Annotated in this window: 14 protein-coding genes and 2 pseudogenes; 6 read left to right on the top strand and 10 right to left on the bottom strand. The window is 65.9% G+C overall.

What is annotated here, in order from left to right; genetic code table 11:
- Nucleotides 1–2 precede the first annotated feature (2 nt).
- Nucleotides 3–1,550, bottom strand: a complete 1,548-nt coding sequence (gene ffh, locus ABIA45_RS27195; RefSeq protein WP_404654442.1) for a signal recognition particle protein — start codon at nt 1,548–1,550, stop codon at nt 3–5.
- A 433-nt stretch (nt 1,551–1,983) separates the two neighbouring features.
- On the opposite strand from ffh, the gene ABIA45_RS27190 reads away from it, so the two are divergent.
- Nucleotides 1,984–3,048 carry an MBL fold metallo-hydrolase gene (locus tag ABIA45_RS27190; protein WP_404654441.1) on the top strand — a complete coding sequence of 355 codons (1,065 nt, stop codon included), beginning with the start codon at nt 1,984–1,986 and terminating at the stop codon, nt 3,046–3,048.
- A 238-nt stretch (nt 3,049–3,286) separates the two neighbouring features.
- On the opposite strand, the pseudogene ABIA45_RS27185 reads toward ABIA45_RS27190, so the two are convergent.
- Nucleotides 3,287–3,992, bottom strand: a pseudogene (locus ABIA45_RS27185) (SIMPL domain-containing protein).
- Nucleotides 3,993–3,997: 5 nt separating this feature from the next.
- Nucleotides 3,998–4,756: a GyrI-like domain-containing protein gene (locus ABIA45_RS27180; RefSeq protein ID WP_404654440.1), complete on the bottom strand. Its 759-nt coding sequence runs from the start codon at nt 4,754–4,756 to the stop codon at nt 3,998–4,000.
- A 245-nt stretch (nt 4,757–5,001) separates the two neighbouring features.
- Here ABIA45_RS27180 and dapF point away from each other — a divergent pair, with 245 nt between their 5' ends.
- Both dapF and mtaB read left to right on the top strand, forming a co-directional pair.
- A complete protein-coding gene (gene dapF / locus ABIA45_RS27175; protein ID WP_057026575.1) occupies nt 5,002–5,877 on the top strand; it encodes a diaminopimelate epimerase in 876 nt (291 codons plus the stop codon).
- Nucleotides 5,877–7,130 (top strand): tRNA (N(6)-L-threonylcarbamoyladenosine(37)-C(2))-methylthiotransferase MtaB, encoded by a 1,254-nt coding sequence (gene mtaB / locus ABIA45_RS27170; RefSeq protein ID WP_404654439.1) that lies wholly within the window; start codon nt 5,877–5,879, stop codon nt 7,128–7,130. Before dapF ends, mtaB begins: the two co-directional genes overlap by 1 nt.
- A gap of 139 nt (nt 7,131–7,269) precedes the next feature.
- Here the strand turns inward: mtaB and ABIA45_RS27165 are convergent, their stop codons facing one another.
- Complete coding sequence (locus ABIA45_RS27165; protein ID WP_271543562.1) at nt 7,270–8,379, bottom strand: DUF2336 domain-containing protein; 1,110 nt, start codon at nt 8,377–8,379, stop codon at nt 7,270–7,272.
- A 259-nt stretch (nt 8,380–8,638) separates the two neighbouring features.
- Nucleotides 8,639–9,340, bottom strand: coding sequence for an RluA family pseudouridine synthase (locus ABIA45_RS27160; RefSeq protein ID WP_198399943.1), 702 nt, complete (start codon nt 9,338–9,340; stop codon nt 8,639–8,641).
- A 57-nt stretch (nt 9,341–9,397) separates the two neighbouring features.
- On the opposite strand from ABIA45_RS27160, the gene ftsY reads away from it, so the two are divergent.
- Together ftsY and ABIA45_RS27150 are read left to right on the top strand one after the other, a co-directional pair.
- A complete protein-coding gene (gene ftsY / locus ABIA45_RS27155; protein WP_275503074.1) occupies nt 9,398–10,342 on the top strand; it encodes a signal recognition particle-docking protein FtsY in 945 nt (314 codons plus the stop codon).
- A gap of 122 nt (nt 10,343–10,464) precedes the next feature.
- Nucleotides 10,465–11,067 carry a septation protein A gene (locus ABIA45_RS27150; protein WP_036008846.1) on the top strand — a complete coding sequence of 201 codons (603 nt, stop codon included), beginning with the start codon at nt 10,465–10,467 and terminating at the stop codon, nt 11,065–11,067.
- 165 nt (nt 11,068–11,232) lie between these two features.
- Here ABIA45_RS27150 and ABIA45_RS27145 read toward each other — a convergent pair whose 3' ends face one another.
- The 5 genes and pseudogenes from ABIA45_RS27145 to ccmA form a co-directional block, all read right to left on the bottom strand.
- A complete protein-coding gene (locus ABIA45_RS27145; RefSeq protein ID WP_157286495.1) occupies nt 11,233–11,826 on the bottom strand; it encodes a DsbE family thiol:disulfide interchange protein in 594 nt (197 codons plus the stop codon).
- Nucleotides 11,823–12,008, bottom strand: coding sequence for a heme exporter protein CcmD (ccmD, locus tag ABIA45_RS27140; RefSeq protein ID WP_036040763.1), 186 nt, complete (start codon nt 12,006–12,008; stop codon nt 11,823–11,825). Before ccmD ends, ABIA45_RS27145 begins: the two co-directional genes overlap by 4 nt.
- The gene (locus ABIA45_RS27135; protein ID WP_271543571.1) at nt 12,005–12,778 is read right to left on the bottom strand and encodes a heme ABC transporter permease; all 774 of its coding nucleotides are present in this window, start codon (nt 12,776–12,778) and stop codon (nt 12,005–12,007) included. Before ABIA45_RS27135 ends, ccmD begins: the two co-directional genes overlap by 4 nt.
- Nucleotides 12,779–12,869: 91 nt before the next feature.
- On the bottom strand, nt 12,870–13,538 hold the full coding sequence (gene ccmB, locus ABIA45_RS27130) for a heme exporter protein CcmB (RefSeq protein WP_025032861.1): 669 nt from the start codon (nt 13,536–13,538) through the stop codon (nt 12,870–12,872).
- Nucleotides 13,539–13,692: 154 nt separating this feature from the next.
- Nucleotides 13,693–14,296 (bottom strand): annotated as a pseudogene (ccmA, locus tag ABIA45_RS27125) (heme ABC exporter ATP-binding protein CcmA).
- 241 nt (nt 14,297–14,537) lie between these two features.
- On the opposite strand from ccmA, the gene acnA reads away from it, so the two are divergent.
- Nucleotides 14,538–17,258, top strand: coding sequence for an aconitate hydratase AcnA (acnA, locus tag ABIA45_RS27120; protein WP_036008823.1), 2,721 nt, complete (start codon nt 14,538–14,540; stop codon nt 17,256–17,258).
- Nucleotides 17,259–17,264: the final 6 nt, after the last annotated feature.

The following is a 17,264-nucleotide window of genomic DNA, read 5'->3' as shown; positions in this document are numbered from 1 at the left end:
CCTCATTTCTTCTTGCCGGGAAAGCCGCCCAGACCCGGAAGGGTCGGCTTGCCGCTGAGGCCCGTAAGTCCCGGCAAATTCGGTAGGCCCGAGCGAAGACCGGGCGGCAGATCCTTCGGCAGGCTGGGAAGGCCCTGTCCGCCGCCGCTCTGCATCTTCTCCTGCAGCGCCTTCATCTCTTCCGGCGAGGGCATCTTCATGCCACCGCCAAAGCCCATCGCCTGCGCGATGCCGGCGAGCGGGCCACGCTTGCCCGATCCCATGGCCTTCATCACGTCGGCCATGTTCCGGTGCATCTTCAGCAGCTTGTTGACGTGCTCGACGCTCTGGCCGCTGCCGGCCGCGATGCGCTTCTTGCGGCTGGCCTTCAAGAGGTCCGGATGACGCCGCTCCTCGCGCGTCATGGAATCGATGATTGCGACCTGACGCTTCAGGATCTTGTCGTCGATGCCGGCGGCCGCGATCTGGTTCTTCATCTTGGAGATGCCGGGCATCATGCCCATCAGCCCGCTGATGCCGCCCATATTGGCCATCTGCAGCAGCTGCTCGCGCATGTCGTTGAGGTCGAACTGACCCTTGCGCATGCGCTCGGCGGTGCGCGCGGCTTTTTCGGCATCGATATTGGCAGCGGCGCGCTCGACCAGCGAGACCACGTCGCCCATGCCGAGGATGCGGCCGGCGATACGGTCGGGGTGGAAATCCTCCAGCGCGTCGGTCTTTTCGCCGGTGCCAATCAGCTTGATCGGCTTGCCAGTGACGGCGCGCATCGACAGCGCGGCACCGCCGCGGCCGTCGCCGTCAACGCGTGTGAGCACGATGCCGGTGAGGCCGACGCGCTGGTCGAACGAGCGCGCCAGATTCACGGCGTCCTGGCCGGTGAGCGAGTCCGCGACCAGCAGCACTTCATGCGGATTGGCCGCGGCTTTGATCGCGGCCGCCTCTGCCATCATCTCTTCGTCGAGCGTGGTGCGACCGGCGGTGTCGAGCAGCACGATGTCGTAGCCGCCGAGCTTGCCGGCTTCCAGCGCGCGTTTTGCAATTTGCGGCGGCTGCTGGCCGGCAACGATTGGCAAAGTGGGAATGTCGAGGTCGCGGCCGAGCACGGCCAGCTGCTCCATCGCCGCCGGACGGTAGACGTCGAGCGAGGCCATCAAGACCTTGCGCTTGTCGCGCTGAACCAGGCGGCGGGCGAGCTTTGCGGTGGTGGTGGTCTTACCGGAGCCCTGCAGGCCGACCATCATGATCGGCACCGGCGGCACGGAATTGACGTCGATGGTCTGGCCTTCGGCGCCCAGCGTGTTGACCAACTCGTCATGGACGATCTTCACCACCATCTGGCCGGGGGTGACCGACTTGACGACGGTGGCGCCGATCGCCTGCTCGCGCACGCGCTCGGTGAAGCTGCGGACCACTTCGAGCGCGACGTCGGCCTCCAGCAGCGCGCGGCGCACCTCGCGCATCGCGGCGTCGACGTCCTTTTCGGTCAGCGCACCGCGCCCCGTCAGACGATCGAGAATGCCACCAAGCCGTTCCGACAGATTGTCGAACAATGCTGTTGTCCTTTTTTACCTCTCCCCGCCTGCGGGGAGAGGTCGCCGCCCTCTTGGGCGGCGGGTGAGGGGGTACGGGACCATCGACGCGCACCCTGCGCGGAGAGAGCCCCTCACCCCGACCCTCTCCCCGCAAGAGCGGGGCGAGGGAGAAGAAGTCCAAACACCTTTGCGCCCGAGGGCGCATCGCGCTGTCGGGCGTTGACCTCCGGCCCTAAGGCCGGTCGGCGGGTCGAAAAGAAAGCCTTTCCGAGAAAGTGGCGGGGTTAAACGCCGCTCCCGCTCAAAAGTCAAGGAAAGTTAGGGTGTCGGCCCGCCCTTGGTAAGCCAAGGTTTTGAAAACGTGATCCTTTTGTCGCAGGTTCCTTTTCCGCCAGCCCCGCCCATATAGGCGGTGATGTCTTACCCCTCCAACCATCCCTAGAAGCCCGCCGTGCCGATCACCCGCCGCCGCCTTTTCGGACTATTCGCCGGAGCCGGTGCGCTGGTCGGCGTCCCCTCCCTCTGGATGTCCAGCATGAAAACCTATGACGGTCCCGCCTCCGACCATTTCGACGGCCTGACCTTCTTCGATCCGGACGGGGCGCCGCCGAAATCGCTCCGCGAGGTGCTGCGCTGGCAGCTCGGCGGCAAGCGGCAGCGGGCGACTTGGCCGGATTGGGCGCCCAGCCCACACGCCGACACCCCGCCGGCGCGTGTCGACGGCGACAAGGCGCGGCTCTCCTTCGTCGGCCACGCCAGCTGGCTGATCCAGGCCGGCGGCCTCAACATCCTGGTCGATCCGGTCTGGTCGGAGCGGGTCTCGCCGGTCGCCTTCGCCGGGCCGAAGCGGCACAACGACCCCGGCATCGCCTTCGAGAAGCTGCCGAAGATCGACGTCGTGCTGGTCTCGCACGGCCACTACGACCATCTCGACATCGCGACGCTGTCGCGGCTCACCAAGAATTTCGCCCCGCGCGTCGTCACCCCGCTCGGCAACGACGTCACCATGCGCAGCTGGGATTCCACGATCAAGGTGGAAGCGTTCGACTGGCACGACCGCGTCGAGCTCGGCGAAGGCGTCGCGGTGCATCTGGTGCCGACAAGGCACTGGACCGCGCGCGGCCTGTTCGACCGCAACAAGGCGCTGTGGGCAAGCTTTGTCCTGGAGACCCCGGCGGGCAAGATCTACGTGGTCTGCGATTCCGGCTATGGCGATGGCCGCCATTTCCGCCGCGTCGCCGAGAAGCACGGCAAGCTGCGCCTCGCAATCCTCCCCATCGGCGCTTACGAGCCGCGCTGGTTCATGCGCGATCAGCATATGAATCCGGAAGACGCGGTGAAGGCGCTGGCCGATTGCGGCGCCGAGCAAGCGCTCGGCCATCATCACGGCACGTTCCAGCTGACGGACGAAGCCATCGACGCGCCGGCGAAAGCGCTGGTCGAAGCGCTCGATGCGGCGAAGATTCCGCAGGAGCGGTTCGTGGCGATGATGCCGGGGCAGGTGGTGGAGATCTGACGGCCTGCGCGTTTACTGCCTGTCACCACACCCACAGCTCGTGGTCCCGGGGCGCGACGAAGTCGCGAGCCCGGGACCCATACCCACAGGGCGACGTTTGGCGAAGAGTCGGAGTGACCTGCGGTGACTCACAACCACGTCCTGTGGTTATGGGTCCCCGCCCCACGTGCGCAATTGCGCACTAGGCGGGGACGACACCATGAGTGTTGCGGCGAGGTGCCTCTTACGAACTCTCGCCTTACTGTCCTTGCTTGATCGCCCAGCTCACATTCACCGTCACGGTCAGCGTCTCCTCGCCGGGCGCGACCGCGGCCTGCGGCGCTGCGGCCATTGGCGCTGCCATGCGGCCCTTGAACAGCGGCACCGGGCCGCCGCCCTCGGTGACGCTGAGCGGCGCGCCCAGCGTCACGCCGGCCGCCTTGGCGTAAATCTCCGCCTTGCGCCGCGCATCCGCCACAGCCTGTTCGCGCGCATCATCGAGCAGCTTTGACGCCTGCGTCACCTCGAAGGAGATGTTGCCGATGTCGTTGGCGCCGGCGCTGACCAGCGTATCGATGATGCCGGCCACCTTGGTCACGTCGCGGATCTTGACGGTGACGCGGTTGCTCGCGCGGAAGCCGACGACTGGCGAGGCGCCGGTGGATTTGTTCTGGCCGTATTGCGGCTGCAGCGACAGCCGCGAGGTCTGGTAGTCCTTCTCGGCGATGCCTGCGCTCTTCAGCGCCAGCAGCACCTTGCCCATCGCGGCGTTGTTGGCATCGGAAGCCTCTTTCGCTGTCTTGGCGTCGTTGGCGACGCCGGCATCGATTTGCGCGAGATCCGGCGCCGCGGACACGGAGGCTTCGCCGCTCACCGAGATCGCGGAGGGAAAATCCTCGGCGCGCGCGGGCGCGGCGAGCAGTGTGGTGGCGAGGGACGGCGGCAAGTAGGGCAGGCTTTTTCATCAGTCTCACTTCAGTGGCACGAAAACATTGATCACGAGCTTGTCCTCGGAGGTCTTTAGGGGATCGGTGAGGTACTCCTCGATAAAGGTGTCCTTGGCTTCCAGCCTCTTGTCGTCGAGATGATTGGTGATCGCCTCATACGTATTGTCCATGTTGTCGTAGGAGCCGCGATGGACGAATTTCAGCGCCTTGCCTTCTGGCGATTTGCCGATGCTCATGTCCTTGGACAGGTTCTTCGGGTCCTGATCGACCGGGATCTGGGCAAGAAAGGTGAAGCCGGTATCGTCCGTCGAGGTGTAGACGATCATCGAATTGCCCGATGGCTTGATGCCCTGCTTGTCGAGCAGCGTGTTCAACGCCTTGAAGGCGTCGATCAGCGTGTCGAAGGCGGAGTCCCAATTGGCGGTGCCCTTGACCATCACGACCTTTTTCGACTCGAGCGTGGTCTCGAGGCCAAAGGGATCGGCGGTCTGAACCGGGGCGGGGGTCGCGGCGGCGGCCGGCGGCGGGCTGGGCGAGGCGCTGGCGGCGGGCGCTGGCGATGCTGCAGGAGCGGGTGAGGCGCTCGCCGCAGGCGAGGGGGTGGCCGCGGGGGCGGGCGAGGCACTTGCAGCCGGGGCGGGCGAAGCCGACGGGGCCGGCGAGGGACTTGCCGATGCGGCCGGCGCCGGGCTCGCGGTCTGCGCCAGAGCGCCTGACAGCCCATGCGACAAGGCCGCAGCCGGGATCAGCGCGGCCAAAGCGAGGCGACGAAAAGTGTTCATTTTATTCTCCCCGAGGCCCGCTTCGTCGGGGCCTCAATTCATCAAGGCCTTACCCACCAAGGCCTTAACCCGGCCGCGCGTCCCGGTTCGCGCGAACCGCGCCGTTCTAACACGCGAGCGCCGAATTCGTCCCATGACAGATGCGTCATGGCAGGCACCTTGCCCGATGTGCCGGCTCGGGTGGCAAATCACTGGCCAAGCGGCCGAGGATCGCCATATAAGGCAGGCGAAATTCGGGAATTTTCATGAGCGCGCTGGCCAACCACGCATTTGCCAAGATGAACGGCATCGGCAACGAGATCGTCGTTGTCGACTTGCGCGATTCGGCGGCCAAGGTCACGCCGGACGATGCCCGCGCCGTCGCGTCCGCGAACGGCGGCGTGGCTTACGACCAGCTCATGGTGCTCTCGAGGCCGCGGCTCGACGGCACCGAGGCCTTCATCAGCATCTACAACAACGACGGCTCGGAGGCCGGTGCCTGCGGCAACGGCATGCGCTGCGTCGTGCGCCGCATCTTCGAGAAGACCGGGCAGACCACCGCGACCTTCGAGACGGCCGCCGGCCTGCTCAATGCCTGGCAGGGTCCGGCGCCCGACCTCTACACAGTGGATATGGGCGCGCCGAAATTCGGCTGGCAGGACATTCCGCTGGCGGAAGAGTTTCGCGACACCCGCTACATCGAATTGCAGATCGGGCCGATCGACAATCCCATTCTGCATTCGCCCTCAGTGGTGAGCATGGGCAATCCGCACGCGGTGTTCTGGGTCGACGACGTCAACGCCTACGATCTCGGCCGCTTCGGTCCGCTCTTGGAAAACCATCCGATCTTCCCCGAGCGCGCCAACATCACGCTCGCCCATATCGTCGATCGCGAGCACATCACGATCCGCACCTGGGAGCGCGGCGCCGGCCTGACCAAGGCGTGCGGGTCGGCGGCCTGTGCCACGGCGGTCGCCGCCGCGCGGCTGAAGCGCGCCGAGCGCAAGGTCGAGATCACCTTGCCCGGCGGCAAGCTCGGCATCGAATGGCGCGAGCGCGACGATCACGTGCTGATGACGGGCACCGCGACCTTCGAATATGAGGGCAGCTTCGATCCGGCGCTGTTCGCGCCGGTCGCCTGATGGCCGTCGACATCGTCACCTTTGGCTGCCGCCTCAACGCCTTCGAGGCCGAGGTGATCCGCAGCAAAGCGGAAGCCGCGGGTCTTTCCGACACGGTCGTCATCAACAGTTGCGCCGTCACCAACGAGGCGGTGGCGCAGGCGCGCCAGTCGATCCGCAAGCTGAAGCGCGAGCGCCCCGAGGCGCGCATCGTCGTCACCGGCTGCGCGGCGCAGACGCAGGCTGCGATGTTCGCCGACATGGCCGAGGTCGACCGCGTCGTCGGCAATGACGACAAGATGCGCGGCGCGGCGTGGCGGGAGACGCGCCACGCTTTCGATCTTGGCGCCAGCGAGAAGATCGCCGTCAGCGACATCATGGGCGTGAAGGAGATGGCACCGCATCTCGTCGATGGCTATGCGAGCGGCCTGCCGCGCGTGTTCGTGCAGGTGCAGAACGGTTGCGATCATCGCTGCACTTTCTGCATCATCCCGTTCGGCCGCGGCAATTCGCGCTCGGTGCCGATGGGTGCGGTGGTCGAGCAGGTGCGCACCTTGGTCGAGCGCGGCCATGCCGAGATCGTGCTGACCGGCGTCGATCTCACCAGCTATGGTGCGGACCTGCCTGGCGCGCCCAGGCTCGGCCTGCTGACCAAGCAGATCCTGCGCCATGTGCCCGAGCTCAAGCGCCTGCGCATCTCCTCGATCGATTCGATCGAGGCGGATGACGACCTGCTCGATGCCATCGCGGAGGATGCGCGCCTGATGCCGCATCTGCACCTGTCGCTGCAGTCGGGCGACGACATGATCCTGAAACGCATGAAGCGGCGGCATTCGCGGCAGGATGCGATTGGCTTCTGCGAGCAGGTCCGCCGCCTGCGCCCCGATGTCGTCTTCGGCGCCGACATCATCGCGGGCTTCCCGACCGAGACCGAGCACATGTTCTCGCGCTCGCTCGACCTCGTCGAGCAATGCGGCCTGACCTTCCTGCACGTCTTCCCTTATTCGCCGCGGCCCGGCACGCCGGCCGCGCGGATGCCGCAGGTGGCGGGGCCGGTCATTAAAGAGCGTGCGAAGCGGCTGCGCGCGGTAGGAGAGGCGGCGCTGCAGCAGCGCCTGCAAGCCGAGATCGGCACGATGCGCGAGGTGCTGATCGAGAGCGAGGGGCAGGGCCGCACGGAGCATTATCTGCCGGTGGCGATTGCGGGCGAGCGGGTGGGAAGCATCGTGCCACGATTGATTGCCGGCGTTGATGGCGAGCGGCTCACCACATAGTCGGTGTCGTCGCCCGGCTTGACCGGGCGCCCCAGTACACCGCGGCTTATCCGTACCCACCAACGTCTCTGGAATACTGGATCCCCCGCCTTCGCGGGGGATGACACCGTGGAGTGGTGCGCAGAGGACCTTAAAAAGTTTACGACGCCCTGACCTGCCAGAATCGCAGCGTCCGCTTGGCGTTCTCCGCCGTCATCCTCACAAAATGCCCCTGTGTCCTCGCGATGTCCGCGGGCTTCATCGCGCCTGTGGCGAAGCGGCATTCGAGCACGGCCTTGGTCGTTTCCCAGCTGAGCTGTGCGGCCTTGCACGGCACCAGCAGGCCGTCCTCGCGCAGACTCTGCATCAGCGGACGGATCACCTCGACCGTCGACCCCGACAACGCCGCCAGCGCCGCCACCGTCTCCTCATAGCGCCGCTGTCTGGCGAAGCCGAGCAACGTCGCCTCGTTGAGCTGGCCGGTAGCCTTCAGGCCGGCAATGGCGCGCTTGGCACCCTCGAAATCGCGCACCGCCGACATTTCGCGCTCGGCGCCGATGGTGACGGCGGCGATCGCGCTCTGGATCTCCTCGAACAGATGCGGCGGGGCGCGCGACAACAGGCGGGTGCGCACGGCGTCCGTCGCCGAGCGCAGCAATTGGCGACGCAGCTCCGAGGGCAAGTCGACGCGGACGCCGACGCTGACCGCGAGCTCCGGATCGCTTTCGGCCTGGCCGACGATGGTGGCAAATCCCTTTGCGGAGACGCGGGCGCCGGGATTGGCGGCGAGCCGCCGGCTGACGCTGGGATAGCGGCGCGCCAGCAGCGCGTCGGTGACGATCTCCTTCAGCCACCAGCGGCCGGCGACCGCGAGCAGATGCGGCTCGCCCTTAGCTGATGCGATCTTCACCAGCTCGCCGTCATCGAGGCGCGCAGATTCCTGCAGCACGGGGCCGGCGATGCGGATCTCGTCATTGTTGGCGAGGCGGCGGATCACCGACGGCGGCGCCTGCGCGATCGGCGCCAGCTGTGCGCTGATCTCGGCCAGCGCGACCCGCGCGGCCACATCGGCGATGGCGCGCAGCTCGATGGTGCCGATCAGGCGCTCGAGCACGTCGTCGAACAGCGCGATCTGCTCGTCGTCGAAATTGCCGGCGGAGGAGAGGAACAGCTCGGTGACGCGCCTGGCCGTCTCCAGGCCCTTTTCCGGCGAGCCGATCCGCAGTGCGGATTCGACCTCGTCGATGATCGATAGCCCGTCCCTGGTCATCACGCGCGGCTCGTCCTGAGCGGTTACGGAAGCTTGTTCTAAGCAACCGTTATCATTAGAGGCGAGCGCTGAAGGTTTCGTAAACCATGGTCGGGATGCGGTCGTTGAGCGAGATGCCGCCACGAATGCGGTGCGCTCCCTCACCCGCCTGCGGGGGAGGGCTGGGGAGAGGGTGTCTCCACAACGGGACAATCCCCTAGAGGATAGAACCCGCGCCTTCGGCGCGACCTCTCCCGCAAGCGGGAGCGGTGAACGGCACCTACTCCCCGTTCCACCCGCAGGCCCGAAGCTTCTCATGCATATGCGGCGGGGCCGGCGCCACGACGCGGACGGGCTCCTTGTTCCGGGAGATCGGCACCACGATCTCGCGCGAATGCAGGTGCAGGCGCGGCTCGCCGAAGCGCGGACCGTTGCCGTAAATGTTATCGCCGAAGATCGGCCAGCCGCTCGCGGCCGCATGTACCCGCAATTGATGGGTCCGGCCGGTCACCGGTTCCATGGCAAGCCAGGTGAAACCGTCGCCCCGGCCCATCACCTTCCAGTTCGTAATCGCCTTCTGGCCTTCGGGATCCGGTTTCTGCCACCAGCCGCGCTCGGCATTGAGCCGGCCGAGCGGCATGTCGATGGTGCCTTCATCCTCGGCAGGCCCGCCCTCGACCACGGTCCAGTACGTCTTGCCGATCTTGCCGTGCTTGAACAAAAGGCCCAGCGATGCCGTCGCCTTGCGGTGGCGGCCGAGCACGAGGCAGCCCGAGGTGTCCTTGTCCAGCCGGTGGGCCAGCACCGGCGGCCGCGGCAGGCCGAAACGCAGCGCATCGAAGCAATCCTCCAGATTGGGGCCGCCCTTCGGGCCGCGATGCACCGGCAGGCCGGCAGGCTTGTCGATGACCAGCATCAGGCCGTCGCGATGGAGCACGCGGGCCAAGATCTCATCGGCGGTCAATTGGGGAACATCGAGCAATCGCAGGACTTTCGGTCAAGGCTTTCGTTTACGGGCCGGAACGGCTAACACGCCACCATGAACGATACCACCTCCGAGACCCCCAAGCTGAGCTGGTGGCGCCGCCTGTCTAACGGGCTGAAGCGCACCTCGTCCTCGCTCGGGACCGCGGTCGCCGACCTCGTCACCAAGCGCAAGCTCGACCGCGCCATGCTCGACGACATCGAGGACGTGCTGCTGCGCGCCGACCTCGGCACGTCAGTCGCGGTGCGCATTGCCGATGCCGTCGGCACCGGCCGCTACGACAAGGCGATCTCGGCGGAGGAGGTCAAGGACGTCGTCGCCACCGAGGTCGAGAAGGTGCTGTCGCCGGTGGCAAAACCGCTCGTGATCGATGCGGCCAAGAAGCCGTTCGTCATTCTCGTCGTCGGCGTCAACGGTTCCGGCAAGACCACCACGATCGGCAAGCTGTCGCAGAAATTCGCCTCCGAAGGCCGCAAGGTGATGCTGGCCGCCGGCGACACGTTTCGCGCCGCCGCCATCGAGCAGCTCAAGGTCTGGGGCGAGCGGACGAAGACGCCCGTCATCGCAGGCGCGCAGGGCTCGGATTCGGCGAGCCTCGCCTTCAATGCGCTGACCGCGGCGAAAGAGCAGGGCATCGACGTGCTGCTGATCGACACGGCCGGCCGCTTGCAAAACAAGGCCGAGCTGATGAACGAGCTCGAGAAGGTCGTGCGCGTGATCCGCAAGGTGGATGACACTGCGCCGCATGCCGTGCTGCTGGTGCTGGATGCGACCGTCGGCCAGAATGCGCTGTCGCAGGTCGAAGCCTTCCATCGCACCGCCGGGGTCACCGGCCTCGTGATGACCAAGCTCGACGGCACCGCGCGCGGCGGCATCCTGGTGGCGCTCGCGGAGAAGTTCAAGCTGCCGGTGCACTTCATCGGCGTCGGCGAAGGCGTCGACGATCTCGCGCCCTTCACCGCGCGCGACTTCGCCCGCGCCATCGCCGGAATCGAATAGCGTCATCCTTCGAGACGCCGCTTGCGCGGCTCCTCAGGATGAGGTCGTGCCACACATGAGGTCCTCATCCTGAGGAGACCGCGAAGCGGTCGTCTCGAAGGATGGGAGATACGGAAGAGAGAATGGACAAAACCCAGCCGCATCCGCTGTTCAAGCTCGCGACCGAGCTCGGTCCGCTGCTCGTGTTCTTCTTCGTCAACGCGAAGTTCAATCTGTTCGCGGCGACTGGCGCCTTCATGGTGGCCATCGCGGTCGCGATGGCCGCCTCCTACATTGTGACGCGCCACATCCCGATCATGGCGATCGTCACGGGCGTGATCGTGCTGGTGTTCGGCACGCTGACCCTGGTGCTGCACGACGAGACCTTCATCAAGGTCAAGCCGACCATCATCTACGGCCTGTTCGCCGCGATCCTCGGCGGCGGCCTGTTGTTCGGCCGCTCCTTCATCGCCGTCATGTTCGACCAGGTGTTCAACCTGACGCCGCAGGGCTGGCGCATCCTCACCTTGCGCTGGGCGCTGTTCTTCGCCGGAATGGCGGTGCTGAACGAGATCGTCTGGCGCACCCAGAGCACGGATTTCTGGGTGAACTTCAAGGTATTCGGCGTCACTCCGATCACGATGATCTTCGCCATCGCCCAGATGCCGCTGACCAAGCGCTATCATCTGGCGCCGGTCTCGCTGGAGAGAAGCGAGGCCGAGGCGGGGGATGTGAGCAAGGGATAGGCGAAGGACAGGCGAAGCGTCGCCCCACATACCGCTGTCATGCCCCGGCTTGACCGGGGCATCCAGTACGCCGCAGCTTCTCCGTATACGACTGGCGTCTCTGGAATACTGGATCGCCCGATCAAGTCGGGCGATGACAGTTGAGCGTGTGGTACGAGCGCGGCATCAGCTTCCTGCCTTCAGCGCCTTCTCCAGCTCCGGCATCAGCACGGCCTTGAGATTTTGCGGCGTGATCGGCCCGACCAGCTTGTAGACGATGGTGCCCTCGCGCCCGACGACGAAGGTCTCCGGCACGCCATAGACGCCCCATTCGATCGAGGCGCGGCCGTTGGCGTCGACGCCGACGTGGCCGAACGGGTTGCCGTAGCGGCCGAGGAAGCGGCGCGCATTGTCGGCGGCGTCCTTGTAGTTGATGCCGACCAGCTGGAAGCGCTTGTCTTTTGCCATTTCGGTCAAAAGCGGCGCTTCGTCATGGCACGGCACGCACCAGGACGCCCAGACGTTGACGAGGCTGACCTTGCCCTTGAAGGCGGCGGGATCGAGTCCCGGCACCTGCGTGCCGTTGTCCTGCAGCCCCTGGAGCGGCGGCAGCACGGTCTGCGGTGCGGGCCGGCCGATCAGCGCCGAGGGAATCCGCGAGGGATCGCCGCTGCCGAGCCGGAACCAGAACAAAAGCGCTAGGCCGATGAAGACGATCAGCGGCAGCACCACCAGGAAGGTGCGGCGCTGCTGCGGAGCGGAGGCAGGTTGATCGCTCATCGCGGCTCCGTCGCGCTGCGGCCCGACCGGCGGGTGATGCCGCGCTGCTCCAGCTCGCGTAGGCGCTGCGTCTGGCTGCGATAATCGAGCATGACCCAGCCGATCAGGATCGCAACCACGAGGGCGACAGCTGCGTAAGACGCCACGATGAAAGAGGCATAAGGACCGAGCGACATCGTCATGCAGCCCCAGCTTCTTTTGACGCGTTTTCTACTCCGCTCGAGAACGCCATGCGACTGGCCTGCATCATCTGCAGCGAGCGGACACGGCGGCGCAAAATCTCGTTGCGCATCGCGGCCAGATGCAGCGTGACGAACAGCAGCGTGAAGGCGAGCGCCATCACCAGCAGCGGAATCAGGAACGACTTGTCCAGCGCCGAGCCGCTCATGCGCATCACCGAGGCGGGCTGGTGCAGCGTGTTCCACCAATCGACCGAGAACTTGATGATCGGCAGGTTGATCGCGCCGACCAGGGTCAGCACCGCGGCGGCGCGCGCCGCACGCGAGGGATCGTCGACGGCACGCCACAGCGCCATCAGGCCCAGATACATCAGGAACAGGATCAGCACCGAGGTCAGCCGCGCGTCCCACTCCCAATAGGTGCCCCACATCGGCCGGCCCCAGAGCGAGCCCGTGAGCAACGCGAGGAAGGTGAAGGCGGCGCCGATCGGAGCTGCGGCCTTGGCGGCGACGTCGGCGAGCGGATGCCGCCACACCAGCGTGCCCAACGATGCGATGCTCATCACGCCCCACACGAACATCGACAGCCAGGCATTGGGCACGTGGACGAACATGATCTTGACGGTCGCGCCCTGCTGATAGTCGTCGGGCGCGAGCGCAGCTTGATAGAGACCGATCGTGAGCAGGATGATTGTCGCGGCCGCCAGCCACGGCAACACCCGCGCTGTCAGCGCGAGGAACCGCGTGGGGTTGGCGAGGTCGATCAGCGTCATGGTATCCTGATAATCACCGGGGGCCGCTCAGGCAATCAACACGAAAGCCCGTCGCGAAAGTTGATCGGGGTCAAGGTCGGCCCGGTCCATTTCAATCGAGACCATGCCGCAGGCTCGCTGCGGCCGCGAACGGGCCGATCACGAGGCTGACCAGCGACAGCGCGCACAGGATCGAGAACGGCGCGCCGAAGGTCATCGGGCCGACGATCACCGCCTGCGAGGCCGCAACCCCGAAAATCAGCACGGGAATCGACAGCGGCAGCACCAGCACCGCCATCAACAGCCCGCCGCGATGCAGCGTCACCGCCAGCGCCGCGCCGATCATGCCGGTGAAGGTCAGCGCCGGAGTGCCCGCTAGCAACGTCAGCGCCACCGCAGCCGTGGCGATCATGTCGAGGTTGAGCAACAGGCCGAGCACGGGGGTTGCGACAATCAGCGGCAGGCCGGCGGCGAGCCAATGCGCCAGCGCCTTGGCGGCGCAGGCGAGTTCCAGCGGCGTCCGGCTCATCGTGATCAGGTCGAGCGAGCCGTCCTCATGGTCGGCCATGAACAGCCGGTCGAGGGTCAGCAGGCTGGCTAGGAGGGCGCCGAGCCAGAGGATCGCAGGTCCCAGCCGCGACAGCAGCGCCAGATCCGGCCCGACCGCGAACGGCATCAGCACCACCACGGTCAGAAAGAACAAGACGCCAATCAAGGCCCCGCCGCCGACGCGGAGCGCAATCCGGATGTCCCGGCGGATGAGGGCGGCAAGGGCGGTCATGGGGGGCTCCCCTTGTGCCTCAAGAGCGGGAGAGGCAAGGGAGCCCGCGGCGGCGCCTGGCTGCCGGGCCCGAGATGGATCGCTGCGGCAAGCTGAAGGGAGTCAACGGAGCGGGCGGCGCCCGGCCGCTCGGAAAGCTGAGGGTCGGCTCGCATCACGCCACTCCCCCGATCCGCAGCTCCCGCGATTCGATCCCGAGCGGGGCATGCGTCGCCGCGACGATCATGCCGCCGGCGGCAAGATGCTCGCGCATCAGGCCCGCGAACATGTTCTGACCGGCGACATCAAGCGCATTGGTCGGCTCGTCCAGGAGCCAAACCGGGCGGCGGACCGTCAGCAGCCGCGCCAGCGAGAGCCGGCGGCGCTGTCCCGCGGACAGGAATCCGGCGGGCAGATGGGTGGCGTGGTCGAGGCCCACCTTGGCGGAGGCTCTCGGCCGCATCGAAACGCTCGCCGCCGAGAAAATCAGCCCAAAACGTCAGGTTTTCGGCCACGCTCAGCGCCGGCTTCAGGGCGTCGCGATGGCCGAGATAGTGGCACTGCTCCGCCAGGGTCAGCTCGCCATCGCCCCCCTTCAGCGTGATCGTCCCGCCGGCCGGAACGAGCAGGCCCGCGATCAGCCGCAGCAGCGAGGTCTTGCCTGATCCATTGCGCCCCATCACCGCGACGGCCTCGCCCGACCCGGCCGCGAAATCGAGCCCGGTGAACACCTCGCGCCCGCCCCGCACGCATCTCAGCCCGTGACCTGACAGCCGCATGTCGCCTTGGTTCAGTCTGTTCACAGCCGGGCCTCAGGAAATCTTGGGGTAGCGCATGGGAATTTTTGGCTCGCGAATTGCTGCGGCACGATAGTGGCTGTGGCGGCGCGGTTAGAAAGCTTCTATAAGCCCGGAACTACTTGATGCAGCAATTCAACCTGCCCCTGCAAGCGGCCCAGCCTGATGCGCTGACGGTGTTAAAATACCCTGCCGGGTATAACTAGCAATTGGGATCTCCTACATGACCTCGCTCGACAGCTTCAAATGCAAAAAGACTCTCAAGGTCGGCGCCAAGACCTATGTCTATTACAGCCTGCCCACCGCCGAGAAGAATGGTCTGAAGGGAATTTCGAAACTTCCCTATTCGATGAAGGTCCTGCTCGAGAATTTGCTGCGCAACGAGGACGGCCGCTCGGTCAAGAAGGAAGACATCGTCGCGGTCTCGAAATGGCTGCGCAAGAAGTCGCTGGAGCATGAGATCGCCTTCCGCCCGGCGCGGGTGCTGATGCAGGACTTCACCGGCGTGCCAGCGGTGGTCGATCTCGCCGCGATGCGCAACGCGATGCAGAAGCTCGGCGGCGAGCCTGAGAAGATCAACCCCTTGGTGCCCGTCGACCTCGTCATCGACCATTCCGTGATCGTGAACTTCTTCGGCGACAACAAGGCCTTCGGCAAGAACGTCACCGAGGAATACAAGCAGAACCAGGAGCGCTACGAGTTTCTGAAGTGGGGTCAGAAGGCGTTCTCGAACTTCTCCGTCGTGCCGCCCGGCACCGGCATCTGCCACCAGGTCAATCTCGAATATCTGGCCCAGACGGTCTGGACCAAGAAGGAGAAGATGACCGTCGGCAAGAAGACCGGCACCTTCGAGGTGGCCTATCCCGATTCGCTGGTCGGCACCGATTCGCACACCACCATGGTCAACGGCCTTGCCGTGCTCGGCTGGGGCGTCGGCGGCATCGAGGCGGAAGCCTGCATGCTCGGCCAGCCGCTGTCGATGCTGCTGCCCAACGTCGTCGGCTTCAAGTTGAAGGGCGCGCTGAAGGAGGGCGTCACCGCGACCGACCTCGTGCTCACCGTGACGCAGATGCTGCGCAAGCTCGGCGTGGTCGGCAAGTTCGTCGAGTTCTTCGGCCCTGGCCTCGACCACCTCTCGGTCGCCGACAAGGCGACGATCGCCAACATGGCGCCCGAATACGGCGCGACCTGCGGCTTCTTCCCGGTCGATGCCGCCGCGCTCGATTATCTCAAGACCTCCGGCCGTGCCTCGGCCCGCGTCGCGCTGGTGCAGGCCTATGCCAAGGCCCAGGGCCTGTTCCGCACCGCCAAGTCGCCCGACCCCGTGTTCACGGAGACGCTGACCCTCGACCTCGGCGACGTCGTGCCGTCGATGGCCGGCCCGAAGCGTCCCGAAGGCCGCATCGCGCTGCCGACCGTCGCCGACGGCTTCTCGCTCGCGCTCGCCAGCGAGTACAAGAAGGCCGAGGAGCCGGCCAAGCGCTTCCCCGTGGAAGGCAAGAACTTCGACATCGGCCATGGCGACGTCGTGATCGCCGCCATCACCTCCTGCACCAACACCTCGAACCCGAGCGTGCTCATCGGCGCCGGCTTGCTCGCGCGCAATGCGGCTGCGAAGGGCCTCAAGGCCAAGCCGTGGGTGAAGACCTCGCTCGCCCCGGGCAGCCAGGTGGTCGCGGAATATCTCGCCAATTCCGGTCTGCAGCCCGATCTCGACAAGGTCGGATTCAACCTGGTCGGCTTCGGCTGCACCACCTGCATCGGCAATTCCGGTCCGCTGCCCGAGGAGATCTCGAAGTCGATCAACGACAACGGCGTCGTCGCGGCCGCCGTGCTCTCCGGCAACCGCAACTTCGAAGGCCGCGTCTCGCCGGATGTGCAGGCGAACTATTTGGCCTCGCCGCCGCTGGTGGTCGCCTACGCGCTCGCGGGCAGCGTCACCAAGAACCTCGCCACCGAGCCGCTCGGCGAGGGCAAGGACGGCAAGCCGGTGTACCTGAAGGACATCTGGCCGACGACCAAGGAGATCAACGCCTTCATGAAGAAGTTCGTGACCGCGTCGATCTTCAAGAAGAAGTATGCCGACGTGTTCAAGGGCGACACCAACTGGCGCAAGATCAAGACGGTCGAGAGCGAGACCTATCGCTGGAACATGTCTTCGACCTATGTGCAGAATCCGCCTTACTTCGAAGGCATGAAGAAGGAGCCGGAGCCGGTCACCGACATCGTCGAGGCGCGCATCCTCGCCATGTTCGGCGACAAGATCACCACCGACCACATCTCGCCGGCCGGCTCGATCAAGCTCACCTCGCCCGCCGGCAAATATCTCAGCGAGCACCAGGTGCGTCCGGCCGACTTCAACCAGTACGGCACGCGTCGCGGCAACCATGAAGTGATGATGCGCGGCACCTTCGCCAACATCCGCATCAAGAACTTCATGCTGAAGGGCGCGGACGGAAACATCCCCGAGGGTGGCCTGACCAAGCACTGGCCCGACGGCGAGCAGATGTCGATCTACGACGCCGCGATGAAGTACCAGGAAGAGAAGGTGCCGCTGGTGGTGTTCGCGGGTGCCGAGTACGGCAACGGCTCCTCGCGCGACTGGGCCGCCAAGGGTACGCGCCTGCTCGGCGTGCGCGCCGTGATCTGCCAGAGCTTCGAGCGCATCCACCGCTCCAATCTGGTCGGCATGGGCGTGCTGCCGCTGACCTTCGAGGAAGGCACCTCCTGGCAGTCGCTTGGGCTGAAGGGCGACGAGAAGGTGACCATCCGCGGCCTCGTCGGCGACCTCAAGCCGCGCCAGAAGCTGACCGCGGAGATCGTCTCCGGCGACGGTTCGCTGCAGCGCGTTTCGCTGCTCTGCCGCATCGATACGCTGGACGAGCTCGACTACTACCGTAACGGCGGCATCCTGCACTACGTGCTGCGCAAGCTCGCGGCGTAAACGCGG

This window comes from Bradyrhizobium sp. USDA 336, assembly GCF_044908355.1.
GTDB lineage: Bacteria > Pseudomonadota > Alphaproteobacteria > Rhizobiales > Xanthobacteraceae > Bradyrhizobium > Bradyrhizobium yuanmingense.
Note: the sequence above shows the minus strand (reverse complement) of the source record. Positions and strands in the feature narration are given on the sequence as shown.